13 protein-coding genes are annotated in these 15,026 nt (G+C 42.9%); 8 read left to right on the top strand and 5 right to left on the bottom strand.

From position 1 onward, the window contains the following. Window positions 1–25: 25 nt before the first annotated feature. Window positions 26–364: a winged helix-turn-helix transcriptional regulator gene (locus S4054249_RS02795; protein WP_046356344.1), complete on the bottom strand. Its 339-nt coding sequence runs from the start codon at window positions 362–364 to the stop codon at window positions 26–28. 104 nt (window positions 365–468) lie between these two features. On the opposite strand from S4054249_RS02795, the gene S4054249_RS02790 reads away from it, so the two are divergent. The 7 genes from S4054249_RS02790 (at window position 469) to S4054249_RS02760 (ending at window position 7,310) form a co-directional block, all read left to right on the top strand. Beyond that, window positions 469–1,236 carry an SDR family NAD(P)-dependent oxidoreductase gene (locus tag S4054249_RS02790; RefSeq protein ID WP_046356343.1) on the top strand — a complete coding sequence of 256 codons (768 nt, stop codon included), beginning with the start codon at window positions 469–471 and terminating at the stop codon, window positions 1,234–1,236. A 40-nt stretch (window positions 1,237–1,276) separates the two neighbouring features. After that, on the top strand, window positions 1,277–1,930 hold the full coding sequence (locus S4054249_RS02785) for a cupin domain-containing protein (protein ID WP_046356342.1): 654 nt from the start codon (window positions 1,277–1,279) through the stop codon (window positions 1,928–1,930). Between the two features lie 90 nt (window positions 1,931–2,020). Beyond that, complete coding sequence (locus S4054249_RS02780) at window positions 2,021–2,329, top strand: hypothetical protein (RefSeq protein ID WP_046356341.1); 309 nt, start codon at window positions 2,021–2,023, stop codon at window positions 2,327–2,329. A 284-nt stretch (window positions 2,330–2,613) separates the two neighbouring features. Continuing rightward, a complete protein-coding gene (locus S4054249_RS02775; protein ID WP_046356340.1) occupies window positions 2,614–3,789 on the top strand; it encodes an ATP-binding protein in 1,176 nt (391 codons plus the stop codon). Then, the gene (locus S4054249_RS02770) at window positions 3,776–4,978 is read left to right on the top strand and encodes a MarR family transcriptional regulator (protein ID WP_046356339.1); all 1,203 of its coding nucleotides are present in this window, start codon (window positions 3,776–3,778) and stop codon (window positions 4,976–4,978) included. The genes S4054249_RS02775 and S4054249_RS02770 overlap by 14 nt, the downstream gene beginning before the upstream one ends. Continuing rightward, window positions 4,945–6,492 (top strand): tetratricopeptide repeat protein, encoded by a 1,548-nt coding sequence (locus tag S4054249_RS02765; RefSeq protein ID WP_046356338.1) that lies wholly within the window; start codon window positions 4,945–4,947, stop codon window positions 6,490–6,492. The genes S4054249_RS02770 and S4054249_RS02765 overlap by 34 nt, the downstream gene beginning before the upstream one ends. Window positions 6,493–6,761: 269 nt before the next feature. Then, the gene (locus S4054249_RS02760) at window positions 6,762–7,310 is read left to right on the top strand and encodes a superoxide dismutase family protein (RefSeq protein WP_052960981.1); all 549 of its coding nucleotides are present in this window, start codon (window positions 6,762–6,764) and stop codon (window positions 7,308–7,310) included. A gap of 66 nt (window positions 7,311–7,376) precedes the next feature. Here S4054249_RS02760 and S4054249_RS02755 read toward each other — a convergent pair whose 3' ends face one another. After that, window positions 7,377–9,629: a winged helix-turn-helix domain-containing protein gene (locus tag S4054249_RS02755; RefSeq protein WP_046356337.1), complete on the bottom strand. Its 2,253-nt coding sequence runs from the start codon at window positions 9,627–9,629 to the stop codon at window positions 7,377–7,379. A gap of 331 nt (window positions 9,630–9,960) precedes the next feature. Here S4054249_RS02755 and S4054249_RS02750 point away from each other — a divergent pair, with 331 nt between their 5' ends. Further along, a complete protein-coding gene (locus tag S4054249_RS02750; RefSeq protein WP_052960980.1) occupies window positions 9,961–10,821 on the top strand; it encodes a hypothetical protein in 861 nt (286 codons plus the stop codon). A gap of 107 nt (window positions 10,822–10,928) precedes the next feature. On the opposite strand, the gene S4054249_RS02745 is transcribed toward S4054249_RS02750, so the two are convergent. From S4054249_RS02745 to S4054249_RS02735, 3 genes are all read right to left on the bottom strand, one after another. After that, entirely contained in the window at window positions 10,929–12,566 is a 1,638-nt protein-coding gene (locus S4054249_RS02745) for a methyl-accepting chemotaxis protein (RefSeq protein WP_046356336.1), read from the bottom strand. Window positions 12,567–12,578: 12 nt separating this feature from the next. Next, the gene (locus tag S4054249_RS02740; RefSeq protein ID WP_046356335.1) at window positions 12,579–12,824 is read right to left on the bottom strand and encodes a hypothetical protein; all 246 of its coding nucleotides are present in this window, start codon (window positions 12,822–12,824) and stop codon (window positions 12,579–12,581) included. Window positions 12,825–12,900: 76 nt separating this feature from the next. After that, window positions 12,901–14,958, bottom strand: a complete 2,058-nt coding sequence (locus S4054249_RS02735; protein WP_046356334.1) for an NHL repeat-containing protein — start codon at window positions 14,956–14,958, stop codon at window positions 12,901–12,903. Window positions 14,959–15,026: the final 68 nt, after the last annotated feature.

Raw genomic sequence — 15,026 nt, 5'->3', positions numbered from 1 at the left:
CTAGCTGTCATCATAATACTCTTATTTACTCACTATCAATTTCTATTTGTAGTGCTTCTAGTTGTTCTAAAATGGCCAAAAACTTTTCTCCAAATGGTGTTACTAGGTATTCCACTCGAGGGGGGAGCTCATTAAAAACCTGTTTATCTAAAATACCAAATTCAACATTACGCTTTAAACATTGGTTGAGCACCTTGGTCGATAAGCCCTCAACTTGACGCACCATTTCTCCGGGCCGGTTTACCCCTGCATTCAATAGCTGATATACCGTCAAAGACCATTTACAGCCATAAATGGTTTCTACCATGCGCGCGCTGGATTGTGGCGCTAACTTTCTTGAAAATTTTTTTTCTTGTGATGTCATAAAGATGTACCAAAAAGTACCTAGCTAACCAAATTGTACTTACTATTCAGAGGCTTTTATTAAATTTAATCTTATCACGACTTTTTAAAACAAGAGATGTGATTATGACTTTTTCAAATTCAGGCATTGCCCTTATCATTGGTGGCTCAAGCGGTATGGGATACGCAACGGCTAAGCAACTTTTACAAGCAGGCGTCTCAGTCGAGATTGTCGCTAATAATCAACACAAGTTAGATTCTGCGATCAGTGCATTAAGTGAGTTTGGCACCGTCACTGGCAAACAAATCAATCTGTATGACACTCAGTCAGTGATGACGTTCGCAGAAGAAGTCGCGAGTTCTTCAACACACTATCGCTACCTTGTTAACGCAGCAGGTTATTTCTCACCCACGCCTTTTATTGAGCATTCACTTGCAGACTATGACAAATACCATGATTTAAATAAAGCCACCTTTTTACTCACGCAAGGCGTAGTTAAGAATATGCAACGTTTCAATGGGGGTAACATGGTCAATGTTGGTTCAATGTGGGCGAAACAAGCAATCAAAGCTACCCCCTCTAGTGCATATTCTATGGCTAAAGCTGGTCTCCACGCGCTTACCCAGCACCTCGCGATGGAATTAGCGGATAACCACATCCGCGTCAATGCCGTTGCACCGGCAGTCGTACACACCCCCATTTATGGCGCATTCATACCACCAGCAGAAATTAAGCAAACCTTAGCTGCATTTAATGAATTCCATCCCATAGGCCGTATTGGTGAACCAGATGATGTTGCCAACAGTATTTTATTTTTATTATCCGATGAAGCAAGTTGGGTGACTGGCACTATTATGGATGTCGATGGCGGTGTGATGGCAGGTAGAAACTAACACACTTTGAAACGGTGCTTTAAACCAAAGAGGTCAGCATATGCTAAACATGAATTTTGCAGAGCGAGTAATTATTAACACAGCCAAGCAACCTTGGCTTGCTAGCCCCGCCAAAGGGGTTTGGCGTAAACCATTAGAACGCGAGGACAAAGAGTCTGGGCACACTACCAGTATTGTAAAATACGAGGCTGGTTCCGCCTTTAAGCCTCATCCACATCCGTTTGGTGAAGAGATATTTGTTCTTGAAGGGGTTTTCTCTGATGAACATGGTGACTATCCAGCAGGCACCTACTTACGAAATCCGCCAAATAGTGTGCATGCGCCATTTAGCAAACATGGCTGTGTGATTTTTGTAAAACTCAATCAGTTTGATGAGCAGGACCTAACAACCGTCAGAGTAAACACACATGAAACACCTTGGCAACAAGGGCAAGGTAATTTGCAGGTGATGTCACTGCATAGCTTCGCGCAGCAACATACGGCGTTAGTCAAATGGCCAGCCAATGAGCGATTTATCCCGCACACACATTTTGGTGGGGAGGAGATCCTAGTGCTTGAAGGCGCGTTTATTGATGAACAAGGTCAATATCCACAAGGCTCTTGGCTTCGAAACCCGCACTTAAGCCAACATACACCGTTTGTTGAGCAACCGACAGTTATATTGGTGAAGGTCGGGCACCTTGCCATCAACTGAGCAGCCATGCTTTGGCGTTGTTGTCATAGACCTTACTTGGTTATAATCCACAGCATCGCACCCTATTTCACAGCAGAATCGGAGCCCCTGATGAAAAAACTCTCTAAAGTGCAAGAAAAACAACAAGCACTCGTACTTGATGTGGCAGATAGACTCGAAGCACAAGCGCGAGAAGAGATCCCCGGCATGCTACAATGCTGGTTTGATATGGAATTTCATTTATTTCCGAGTTCTTTATTACTGTGCTTTCAATTCGAGAATGAGCAAGCCTTGGAAGCGGCAAAACCCGATTTACTCAAATGGCAAAAACGTCTTAGCGCCGCCATGGTGAAAAAAGGCGTTATCTTAAAAGATATGCGCAAACATTTGGTCTTTACGATGAATGGACCTGAGGATTAAACTTCATATATTTAGCCTGACCAAGCGGCAGTAAATATGATATTGCCGCTCTCCACCTTTATCTACACAGCCCAGTAGAACAACTAAACAAGTTAAGCGTGCCCCTTGTCATTACCTAATCTTTGAGATCTAAAGTGCACATCTTGCATTTATTCGTTTAGCATAAGCAGGTTATATAGTACTGTCAGACGCTGAACATAAAGCCATCCTTCGCGAATACACTTCTGACAATAAATTTATTGTCAACATACTTAACTATAGAACTGTTGTCAAAGGAGGCTCCAATGGCTGGGCAAGTGGCATTTGGAAAGTATTACTTTCCAAGAGAAAAAGATGAAAATAGAATATGGCGTCGTTTGAAGCGTGGCAGTCACCTACTATTACTAGCACCTAGGCGTGTTGGAAAAACATCGCTACTTAGGCATTTGGAATCTCAACCCAAAGAGGGTTATGTATTCTTATATAACATAGTGCAATCTTGCCCTTCAGTTCATGAATATTACAAATGTATTATTGATAACTTATTTAGATCAGAATTTACCAATAAACTCAGTAAACTCACACAGTGGAGTACTGAAAAGCTAAATGATTTAAAAACTAGTATAAAAGGACTCAACATCAGTGAAGCTGGTATCGAGTTTGCTAACCAAGAGCAACTCCTAACACACCATGACCTCAAAGCAGTACTTGAGAAAATCAAAATAAACCAAAAGCTCATAATAGTCATTGATGAATTCCCTGACGTATTGGAAAAAATACATACTGAACATGGCCAAGCTGCAGCTGAGCAATTTTTGGCAGGCTGCCGAGAGCTTGTTCAGGAGCCAAGTTTAGATCAAAACATTCAGTTTATTTTCACCGGCTCTATTGGGCTAGATTCGCTTGTAAATAAATTAAACTTATCCGATCTAATCAATGTATTGATGACCGTCACAGTGACCCCTTTAACTACTGAAAAAGCACTGACGTTTATCGATTTTGTTTCCACTGAAGATAAAGAAAACCTGCTATTGTCCAATGAGATAAAACTCTATTTGTTAGAAAGGTTGGGGTGGTTCATGCCCTATTATATCGAGACCTTAGTATTGAGTGTCGAAGATCATTGCTGTGAAAATGACATAACCTGCCCATCACAGCAAGACATTGATATTGCTTATGAGCAGCTATTTACACAAAACTACCTGTCAAACTTCAACCATTGGGCTGAGCGACTGAATAGGTTAGAAAAGAGCGAGCAAAGATTTGCATATGAATCGCTCAATCATATTGCAGCACATGGTGAAATCACATTATCTGACTTACACAATATCAAGGCATCACCAACCAATGCCGCCGTTAATACCAGTTACGTCATCGACTGCCTAAAACATGATGGCTACATTTTCGAAAATGGCGACGATGCATTTGAATTTACATCTCCTATGTTAAAAGAGTGGTGGAGGCGCCATGCAGCTAGATAACTACAAAGAGGGTATTAAGCTTTATAATACTCAAAATACTTCAGCCCATATGGTAAAAAGCAACTTTGTTATCAGGCTAAGGCAATATAAGAAGCTGTGGCAATCAATTAAAGATGCCGATATGGCACACCCTGAACAACACTATATTATACAAGGTGTTAGAGGCTCAGGAAAAACCACCATGTTGCGCCGGTTGGCAATTGAGGTCGAAGAAGATCAACAACTCTCCTCTTGGCTCATACCAATCACGTTCAAAGAAGAAGAGTATGGGATTAGCTCACTCTTTACATTTTGGGAGCGGCTCGCTGAAGAGTTGGCCGAGTTTAACAGCGCCCTGTTTGGTACCTTGTTCGAGACAGTGGATGATCTAGAGGATAACGAAATAAAACAGCTGATTGCTGTCATCGATCAAACGCTCATTACACACAATAAAAAGATTATCTTATTTATTGATAATATCGCCGAGTTATTTGAGCCGTTTTCGCAACACGAAGGGGAGATACTCCGAGAAGTCCTCACTACCAATAATAATATCCGTATTTTTGGTGGCTCAGCCGTTAGGCTCGAAGCCTTTTTTGACAATACGGCCCCCTTTTATCAATTTTTTACCGTAGAAACCCTAACCGGCTTGAAAAAGAATGAAACGATTGCACTGCTCAATAAACTCAGTGAACATGCCGGTGAAAAAGAACAACAAACACTCAAATTACTGTTAAAAAATGAGCCGGAAAAAGTCGAGTCCATCCGCCGCTTAACTGGGGATATTCCGCGTACCATGGTTATATTATTCAATATACTAGTAGAGGGTGCAAAAGGCAGCACATTTAGGCTACTAGAAGAAACCATTGATAAAACAACCCCCCTTTACAAACATCGTATGGACGATTTAACCGCTCAGCAAAAGCCCATCGTCAATGCCATTGCCCTTAATTGGGATGCGATCTCAGTCAAAGAACTTACCGAGAAAACAAGACTCCCCAGCAAGCAAATTTCCGCACAGCTCAGGCAACTTGAAAAGCAGTGGATCATCGAAAAAACCACAACTCACACCAAAAACCACTTATATGCTTTAAAAGAACGCTTTTTCAATATTTGGTACTTAATGCGCTATGGGCGTCGTAAAGACAGAAAAAAGGTATCTGGCTCACCCAGTTTATGGAAATATGGTGCTCTGGAGAGGATTTATTAAAAAGAGCCAATGTGTTTGCTCAGCAACTTAACCGGGAATGTCACCCGCACGCAGCAGTTATGATTGCCAATGCTTTTGTCTGCAGTGAGCAGCTTCCATTTGACGAAAAAACAAAAATTTCCTCTGCCATCTCTCAATTTTTAGATAAATCAGGGAATGGCAACCTGCAAAAAGAACTGCTCCCCATTGAAAGCAGTGCCGTACAACAGGATCAAGAGTTAGTTAAACTACTCAAATTGCTTCTTGAACATGGCGATAAAACCCCCACGAAAGAGACTCAGCAACTAGAACAGAAACTATTAGAGAGCAGCAATACTCTCATGCTAGGCTGTTTTTATTATATATTAGAGCAATTTGAAAAGGCTGAGCACTATTTAAAGCAACTTGACGATGCTGGTGCGCGTTTCATGCTGCTGGTCATTTACTCTATACAAGAACAAACAGACCAAGTAATTGAGTTGGCGTATGAATGTATTAAGGAGGGCTATTTTGAAGCTGCATTACTATTAGCCTATGCCTATGTAAAGCAACGCGACTTCTCAGAGGCTGAAAAGCACTATCTCTTGGCAATTGAAAAAAAGGTTGAGAGCAGTCAAAGCAAACTAGCCAACTTTTATTATGATAGAAATAAAATGGAACTTGCTGAAAAATATGCGCTGCTTGCATATCATGCAGGTGAGGATGAAGCACTATTTACACTACTTGCCATCTACCAAAAACAAAGCAAATATGATGAGGCTGAAACACTGGCATTAACAGAGATCAGCAAAGGTAATACCGATGAACGCCTCTATATTTCACTTGTTTTTTCTCGTATATATCAAGGTAAATTGGACGCCGTAGAATCCTACTTGCAAACAGAGCAACTACTCCATTACAACTTCATTGCCGCTCATTTTTATCTCGCTAAAAATGAACTGGAACAGGCCAAAACACATGCATTGAACTCGTATCAGCAAGATAACTTTTCACCTGCACATAAGCTACTAGCCCTTATTTACACTCAAGAAGCCAAGTATGATCTTGCTGAAAAGCACCTACTAGAAGTCGCTTCCGAAGACCCTATTGCTCAATTAAAACTGGCTTCCCTTTATTTTAATCAACCGCAGCTCAAACCGAAGGAGCATGCCCTTTCCTTAATTGCACAAATTGAAGAGATACCGCAAGCAAGTAACCCCCTTGTTATTCAAATTTTATTGTGGAATAACCAATTTGACCAAGCTGCTGAAAAAATGAGTCAAATCTTAAGCACTTGTGCTCAACAAATTGATGATTATGAGGAAACGCTGATCCAACTGTTCACTTTCTTTTTAGCAAAAGGTCAAACTAATTTAGTCTGCCGTTGGTTCAAGGAGTATGACTTATCAGAACGCTTTAAACCTCTTTATTACGCTTTGATGTCACTCATGGAAAGTACCTATCCAAATGAGCACTTGCGCATGGGAAGTGAATTACAAGAAACCGTTGACGAAATATTGCAACACATAGATTTTTTAGCACAAACGTATAAATAATCTGGCGGGGCCTTGATTGGCCCCTCGTTTTTCATCATCAACGTCGCGCTAACCTTGTCTATGCCACTTTTCACTATGAACAAAATCTATCCAAAAGCGCAATAACCCTTCAAATACTTGGTTTTATAACGCTTAGCATGATCATATATTAGGGACGTTTCGTATTTAGCCTACTTATACCTAATGCCATAGTGGCTCACCTCATATAGCAAAAAAGTATATTTATTGAGCGCTTGGTATCTAGCAATAAGTGTATTAAGGAATAGAAAATGAAAAAAGCATTCTTAGCAGCAGGTATAACCGCCTTCTTCTGCGCTGCTATCTCTACACATGTTCAGGCAACACATCAAATTGGTGAAATGGCGCATAGTAAAATCATTAATAACCAAGGCAAACAAGTTGGCACAGCTCACTATACCCAAGGCAATGAAGGTGTCGTGATTGAAATCATTGCCCAACAATTACCTGCGGGTAAACATGGCATGCACTTCCATGAAGTCGGCACCTGCGTTGACAAGCACCATTTCAAAAAAGCAAAAGGGCACATCATGCCATCGGGAAAACCGCATGGATATTATCACCCTGAAGGGCCCCACGAAGGTAACTTACCGAATTTAATTGTTCGTGAAGATGGCACGGTGCATGTGGAGCTGTATACCGAACTTGTTTCAATCAGCGGTCGCGGTAACAAACCCGCCTTATTGGATGACAATGGCTCCGTACTGATGATCCATGCCAATGAAGATGATCACCTCACTCAACCTATCGGTGGTTCTGGTAGCCGTATTGGATGTGGACTGGTTGTTTCAGGCAAGTAAGTGACCAAAGTCATTACCCACATGACTTTGACCATATCATTCATTACTCAGCGTAATCGGTTTCAATTATCCTGCGCCACGGTTGAGTCGTATACGCAAATCTTCACGCACTTGCGCGTGTTGTGTTAGCAAGGCTTTAAATTGCATTTCGCCTTGCAATGGGGCGAGTAAATGATCTTGCGTCAATGTCCACCACTGCTGGTGAAAAGATTCTATCCACCCCATTTCAAGGGCTTGGCTTAAATAAACCAGTGCCTGTTTCTTATTACCAAGCTGCGCATGCACTTGGGCCAGTACAAACCGCACTTGAGTTTGATCAAACACGAGTTGCTGCTGCAGAAACTTATCGACCTCTTGAAATAAAGACGCTGCATATTCCGTGTTATCTAGCTGCTTTATCACAGCGGCATACAAGGTAACCGCTTGATAATTATCTGCCGTCAAATCAAAAGAGCCTCGGTCACTGTGATTTTGCCACTGGGGATAAAGTTGCAGCAAAGTCTGTTTTGCCGGCTCGAATTGTTCACCGCGAAATTGCGCATACGCCAACTCTAGACGGGCTTGCGCACTGTAAGGTAGTTGAAATACGCGATTTTGTATCCGTGCTAAAATCTGCCTGTTTTGCTTCTGCTCACTTAATGTCAGTAGGTGTAAAGTATGTCTGAAATGGCCATGCAGTGGCTGCATTTTTTCTAATAAATGCGCTGCAGCCTGTTTTGCGCCCACACTTAAATACGCCAATACCTGCTGCTCACACACTTCAATACTAGAGCACGTATCGAAAAGCTCAGGTGCCTGTTGGTGCCAGGTAAACATCTGAGAAATAGAAGAGGCAGAATGCCTATTCACTTTTGCAGTGTCGAGTAGTCGAGTATCTGAGTTGGCTTCTAATTGAAGCGCTTGCTGATATAAACGCTGTGCAGAGTCGGGTCTAGCCATCGACATCAATAAAAAGCTCAACGCCCGTTTTAAAGGTGCTGATAGCGGATTTAAAACGATTGCTTGTTCTAAATGTGAAACCGCGTCTGACTGTTTACCCATACGGGTAAGCATTGTGCTATACCATAGGTGGGTAATTGCACTGTTTTGCACCGCTAGAGACTGCTCAAAAGCAATTTTCGCCTGTCGGTACAGTGCAAAATCTCCAGTTGCTTTGGCTTTATCCGATAACAGCATCCCATACGTTGCCAATGCCATGGGCGAGTGTGGCTTAAATTGCAAGGCAGCTGAAATGTGTGGCATCGCCGCATCTATTGCATCCAGCTCGGGCTGATTGCCATAAGTATGCAAAAAGGCGTAACTAATGGCCAAACCAATATGCGCATCAGCATAATCAGGCTCAAGGTCTAAACTGTGTTGAAAATAACTAACCGCTTTGTGCAATGCCTCAGGGCTGCGTTGACGCCAATGATATTGACCCATTAAGTACCACTCATACGCCTGTGCATTAACTCTCAATTGCTCAGGTTGTCCCTTCTGAAAATGAGGAGAGATCACCCACCTCAAGTAAGTACTTACATCATCTTGAAGTTCAAAAGCATCGGATGTTTTACCATCAAATCTTTTTGACCATAGTAATTGACCAGATTGGGAATTGACGATCCGAATTTGAACACGTAGTTGCTCACTTACTTTTTGAATACTGCCAAGCAATACATTCTCAACTTGCAGTGCACGCCCAATTTCGGTGACATGATTGCTATTTTGGTAGCGAAACGAAGAGTCTCTAGAAATCACTTTCAGGGATTTAATTTGAGAAAGCTGAGCTATGATCTCATCAGATAGACCTGCCGCAAAATACTGACTGTCTTGTTGAGCACTCAAATCCTCGAAGGGCACTACGGCAATTGAGTCAATGTGTATCTGCTCAATGTCGCCATCCTCACGGCTTAATATCCATTGCCATATAGTTACGCTGAGGACAATTAAGCCCAGCATTAGCCTGTATTTAATTGGCAGTAAAAATTTTTTTGTCCTGACTTCATGAGGTTCACGCTCAATCTCTTGAACTTGTGCAACTAAAACATATCCTTCATTCGGGATTGTTTTAATAAATTTAGGGTTACGAGCGTCATCATCGAGGGCTTTGCGAATTTTACTCATCGTGACGGATAAAATATCCGTTGTGACCACTTTACCCGCCCACACCTGTTCAAAGATGCGGTCTTTGCTAAGCGTATTGCCCGCTTCATGGATCAAAAGCATCAATAGCTGCATGCTTTTATTGTCCAGCGTCCGTGTCTGCTCGCCATTACTGATGCTATTGTGCTTGGGGCATACACGCCAAGGGCCCAACTGAAACTGCTGACTATGTTTCATTGGCCCCCTCTACAATTTCCCAACCCATTGTTTGAGTCACACTTATCCACTGTAAAACCCTATTTTTATTATGATTGACTCAGTACGTCACATGCAAAAATAACAAAAGTAACCTTGGAACTTTGCAAGATACTTTGATTTATCATCAGGCTGAGCCAAAAACCCGTTTGACCACCTTGCTTAGCTCCTTTATACCCTACACTTAACAATATGAAATTTATAGATATATTTTCCCACATCTATACTTTGGAAGATTTAAGGTGTTTTAAGTTGTTCAATTTAGTTTGCCATATAGCCTGTGGTCATATTGCATTAAACTTAAGAGGCTCGTATGACCACACAATTAAAATTACAAAGCGTTATTGCATTCACTCTCCTGTTGGGTAGCAATGTAACAGTACAAGCAAGCAATCCAATTAACACCGACACGAAAACCACTGGGCCTTATCTTGGGCAAACACCGCCCACTTTAACACCTAAACCATTCGCCCCTGGCATTGTTGATACTGATGCGTACCTTGAAAGTGAAGTACTGTTTTTACCTGACATGAGCGCCCTGTCTTTCACCCGCTATGGTGAGCAGGCCGACTCCACTTTTTACGTCATGCAATACCAAAACAACCAGTGGTATCACAAGCAAATTCCTGCCGAACAAGTCAAAACATATAGTGAGCAATTCAGCCCAAGTGTTGAAAAGCTTAAAAATATTCCTGTGTTTAAAAACATTCCTGTGGTCGGCTACACAACATCATCTGCCGGTACTCACTATTTTTATGTGTTAGATTTAAAAGATGGTAGCGGTCATATGAGCTATTCGCGACGTATTAATGGCCACTATGAAACCCCGATTAAAATGAGTTCAGCCATTAATCAAGGCAAATATATTGCTCACCCTTTTATTGCCCCAGATGAATCTTATTTGATGTGGGACGCCGAAGCTGACGGAGCAAATACGCCTGATATCTTCATCAGCTTTAAGCAAAAAGACGGCACATGGGGCAAGGCCATCAATATGGGCGATACCATCAATACCCCACGGTATGAACAAAGACCTAAAGTCACGCCAGATGGCAAATACTTGTTTTATTGGAAAGGCGATGTAAAAACCAAAGCTGACGGCAGCCGCTATGTCGAAGGCGGCCCCCATTGGGTAGATGCCAAAATCATTGACACCCTGAGGCCAAAAACATAGCAGTGCCATCTCTTAAAATACGAATAACAAAAACCAGATTCAACGCTGGTTTTTGTAAATTGCTGAGCAAACATACTCACGTTAATTTTAGTGAGTATTTCCTCTCATCACGCCAGTTTAAAGCGGTTGATCATTCTCATCATGTCTTCAGACACCTGACTCAGCTCCTCACTGGCGGTGGCCATTAACGTGGACTCACTGGCAAGCGAAGTCGAGCCATCGTTTAAGTTGGCCACATTTTGATTAATACCATTCACCGTCATCGTTTGCTGCTCAGTGGCGGCAGATATCTGCTGGTTCATGCCTTGAATCGCGTGGACCTCTTGTGCAATCTCATTAAGCGCATCACCTGCTGATGATGAGATCTCTGAGGTATTTGACGCTTTTTCAGCGCCTTTACTCATCACCTCTACAGCTTGCTCTGCCCCTGCTTGAAGTTTTTCAATAATGGTTTGAATTTCAATCGTTGACTCTTGTGTACGCAGTGACAAGGTGCGTACTTCATCAGCCACCACCGCAAAGCCTCGTCCAGCCTCACCGGCACGAGCTGCCTCAATCGCCGCATTGAGGGCCAATAAATTGGTTTGCTCTGCAATGCCTCGGATCACCTCTAATACCGTATCCACATTGCGACTATCGGCTGCCAGTCGCGCTATCACTTGGCTGGCTTCACCAATGTCTTGTGCCAACAATTGTGATTTTTGAATATTGCATTCAATGATCTCTAAGCTTTGCTCAGTTTGCTTGGCCGCTTTAACACTGAATTCCGAAGCATCAACCGTTCTGCCCGATACCTCCGTCACCGCAGTGAGCATCTCACTCATAGCACCAGCCAACTGTTCGGTATCGTTTCTTTGTTGATTCAAATTCATATCTACCGATGAAACCGAAGAAGATAATCGATTCGCTGAATCAGATAACTGCGTGCCCGCAGCACTAACACTGAGCATAATATCTTGGATTGAGCCAACAAAGCGATTGAAGTATTGTGCTAAATCAATCAGCTCTTTACTGCCTTCCTCTTTTAACCTCTGGGTTAAATCTCCCTCGCCACTGGCCAAGTCTCGCATCGCAGATACCGTACTCTTTATGGGCTTTGTAATGCTACGAATAAAGTAAATCACCAAGGTAGATAACACTGCTAATACCATAACCACATTCATTAATGAGATCATCTGCGACTGTGCAATGTCTTCTTCTAAGGCGGTAATATTAATGCCGGTGCCTATCATCCAATCCCATTCATGGAAATAATCCGCATAACTGGTCTTGGGGGTCAGTTCGGTGGCATCTGGTGAGGTTTTCCAAAGGTATTCAACAAACCCGCCACCGCTTTTACCTGTTGCGTATAGCTCTTCAACAAACAACTTTCCGTTACCGTCTTTGAGCGGCAAAATATTGGTCCCAAGTAAATGCTTGAGCCCCGATGCGAGCTGTATACCGTCTTTGTCAGCAACAAAGATATAATTGCCATTATCAAAACGCATTGCGGTAATCGACACCAAGGCTAGCCGCTTTGCCTCTTCTTCACTGATTGCGCCGCTTCTACTTTGCTCATAATAGTGATTGATCACACCCAGCGCACTTTCGATGATCAGCTGCACGCCATACTCGTAATTCGCACGCATATGCTTATTGGTGTTGTGCGCATCCAACAAAGAGTTAGCAAACAAACCAATGGCAAATAATACCACTATCATCCACGCCCGCGTGCTGATAGGCGCATTATGAATTGAAAAGTTCATGACACCTCCTTGTTACTCATGCGGACCAGTCACTTTCTTGGCAGAAAAACTGGACTCATGGCTGGTATAAAGACGTCGTAATGCATCTTTACACGATCCTTCATCTTCGGCATTGGTTTCAACATGCTTAATCACATCCTGAAACTGCTGCAATAATTGTTTAGAGTCTGCCTCTGACTTTTGGCAAACACCGTGTACACCCTGTGACTTTCGATGTGACAGTTTTTTACCCTGTGCACGCTTGAATACGCTCTCCATAACTCCCCCTAGCATTGTCTGTACACATGGCTATGTTCACATACCACGTCCAGCCATAGCGGATGTACAGTCCTTGTTAAATATTAAATTGATACACGTTGACTCTGTTCAGTGCACAATCTGGTAAATAGACCTTATTGTTTTTCACATGTAACAAATAAGGCAGCCACAGTTGACCTTTCTCTCTGTCCGCGCCAAATCCACTGAATGACTCTAAAAATTCACCCGAGCAATTAAACACCTTAATGGCCCGATTCACTAAGTCCGAAACAAATAAATAGCCATTCTCATGATCAATACTGGTCGGTAATAAGAAGCTTTCACTGGCCGTGCCATACCCCTCTTTACCAAAGCTACGCAGCCACTTACCGTGACCGTCAAACACTTCAATACGATTGTTGTTTTGATCCGTAACAAAACACTGCCCTTGTTCATCGACGGTGATATCTGATGGCGTGTGAAACTCTCCATGCTCTGAACCTAAATGCCCAAAGGTATGCACTAAGAATGGCCCGCCAGTATCAGAAAGTCGCCAACGACAAATGCGGTTATTACCTGAGTCTGCAATTAAAATATCGTTATTGGTTGGATCGATTGCGATACCCTGGGGTTGATTGAGTTGCTCATCGCCCGTACCAAGACCACCGAAAACGGTGTATGGCACAAGTTCTCCCAAGGTGTCGTTATACTGTAAAATGGTTACAATGCCACTGAGGTAGTTGCTTACCACTAACAAAGGCACACTATAGTCTAGCTGTCCAGGCAACGGTTTTTTAGGCGTCAATGCCGCAATCCCTAAAGAGCCTGGCAACATGGGTAAACTAATTGGCCTAGCTGAGTCACTTTTACCATTTTCTGTCGCTTGTAATTGATAATTACCCGAGTCCATCATCCAAAGTAAGTCTTCTGGGTCATCAAATTTATCGTTAAGAAAAACCCGCACCATGGTTTGTTGCCACCTTTGTACCCACTCTGTTTGCGCTGACAGTGCGATGCTCAACCACGATGGCAAACCCGGTGGTTGCATCACTTTAAGCAGCTGATCTTGCAGCGACAGTTGGTGCTCGATCCAATGCTCCAGCAAGGGTGCATTACTTGAATAGCCCGATTGCGTTTGCGTAACATCACCCACCACTGAGGTCACAAAATGCAACTGACCAGGGTTATCTCGCTCATCTCCAATTGCTTTTAAGACCTTGGTTGAACGAGATTTCCCTCCTTTCAATGTCGCTAAATTAACCGTATGTTTTTGCAAAGATGCTAAAAATGGTTCGGTGATCAGCATGGTTTGCGGATCGTTAAATTCGGTTATTTGTACCGGCGCAAAAAAGCCATCTAGGCTCCCCATAAATTGACCATTCAAGTCATATACAGAAATCGCATTGGCCTTGCCACCGGGGATCAACACGCGGTTTTGGATCACAGACACACCGCGAGATAACGCCAAACCATCAATATAGCATTTACCAGTGGCGCTAAACGTTATCCCTTTTCCTTGCCAATCGCAGCGCACCACGGTTGCAAAGCCGGTATTCGAAATATAGATATTGCCATCTTTATCTAGACTCAACCCTTGAGGCCACAATAGGTGAACAGCCTCACCTCCATTGTCTGGTATAATTTGTTCAATGGTACGTTCATACTGACCATCTTCACTGAAAATCACCAATCGAGATTCGCTGTGTTGACCTTCATAGAACTCATCAGCCACACAGAGTTTACCGTTGTAAACCACAATGCCATTAGGCCCTCTCAGCGCAACCTCGGGTTCATTGCCAAAGATCTTAACCGTTTCAATCTCTAAGGACTCTGTATAGGCGAGAATATGGACTCTAAAGTTGCCAATATCCGTCACATAGATCCAATTTTTATCAGGATGGGTGACCAGCCGAAATGGCATATTAAATTGCGCCGTTCCTGTACCAACGGTACCAAAACTTGCCAGAATCTGGTCCATATTGGCATCAAATACCAGCACGCGATTGTGCGCTGTATCTGCTAACCAAACTCGGCCAAATTTATCAACACAACTGCCAACGGGCGTGCTCAGAGAGAGGTGTCCGCTTGTCGAACACGGGAGTGGCGGCAACTGATCAACAGTCGCCCCAATGTAACTGTGGTATGAAATCCCCATAGTACCTAGCCTGTAAAAAAAGAGTCCGTTTAGTCAAGCTTCTACTCAAACCCCTGGTAGATCCTTGG

Source organism: Pseudoalteromonas luteoviolacea, assembly GCF_001750165.1.
Lineage (GTDB): Bacteria > Pseudomonadota > Gammaproteobacteria > Enterobacterales > Alteromonadaceae > Pseudoalteromonas > Pseudoalteromonas luteoviolacea_G.
This window is presented reverse-complemented; position numbering and strand designations above follow the sequence as displayed.

Excerpts from the sequence above, each read along its gene's own strand:
- S4054249_RS02775 (WP_046356340.1), top strand. The coding sequence starts at position 2,614 with ATGGCTGGGCAAGTGGCATTTGGAAAGTATTACTTTCCAAGAGAAAAA.
- S4054249_RS02785 (WP_046356342.1), top strand. The coding sequence starts at position 1,277 with ATGCTAAACATGAATTTTGCAGAGCGAGTAATTATTAACACAGCCAAG.
- S4054249_RS02740 (WP_046356335.1), bottom strand. The coding sequence starts at position 12,824 with ATGGAGAGCGTATTCAAGCGTGCACAGGGTAAAAAACTGTCACATCGA.
- S4054249_RS02765 (WP_046356338.1), top strand. The coding sequence starts at position 4,945 with ATGGAAATATGGTGCTCTGGAGAGGATTTATTAAAAAGAGCCAATGTG.
- S4054249_RS02795 (WP_046356344.1), bottom strand. The coding sequence starts at position 364 with ATGACATCACAAGAAAAAAAATTTTCAAGAAAGTTAGCGCCACAATCC.
- S4054249_RS02750 (WP_052960980.1), top strand. The coding sequence starts at position 9,961 with ATGACCACACAATTAAAATTACAAAGCGTTATTGCATTCACTCTCCTG.
- S4054249_RS02735 (WP_046356334.1), bottom strand. The coding sequence starts at position 14,958 with ATGGGGATTTCATACCACAGTTACATTGGGGCGACTGTTGATCAGTTG.
- S4054249_RS02770 (WP_046356339.1), top strand. The coding sequence starts at position 3,776 with ATGCAGCTAGATAACTACAAAGAGGGTATTAAGCTTTATAATACTCAA.
- S4054249_RS02780 (WP_046356341.1), top strand. The coding sequence starts at position 2,021 with ATGAAAAAACTCTCTAAAGTGCAAGAAAAACAACAAGCACTCGTACTT.
- S4054249_RS02760 (WP_052960981.1), top strand. The coding sequence starts at position 6,762 with ATGAAAAAAGCATTCTTAGCAGCAGGTATAACCGCCTTCTTCTGCGCT.
- S4054249_RS02755 (WP_046356337.1), bottom strand. The coding sequence starts at position 9,629 with ATGAAACATAGTCAGCAGTTTCAGTTGGGCCCTTGGCGTGTATGCCCC.
- S4054249_RS02790 (WP_046356343.1), top strand. The coding sequence starts at position 469 with ATGACTTTTTCAAATTCAGGCATTGCCCTTATCATTGGTGGCTCAAGC.
- S4054249_RS02745 (WP_046356336.1), bottom strand. The coding sequence starts at position 12,566 with ATGAACTTTTCAATTCATAATGCGCCTATCAGCACGCGGGCGTGGATG.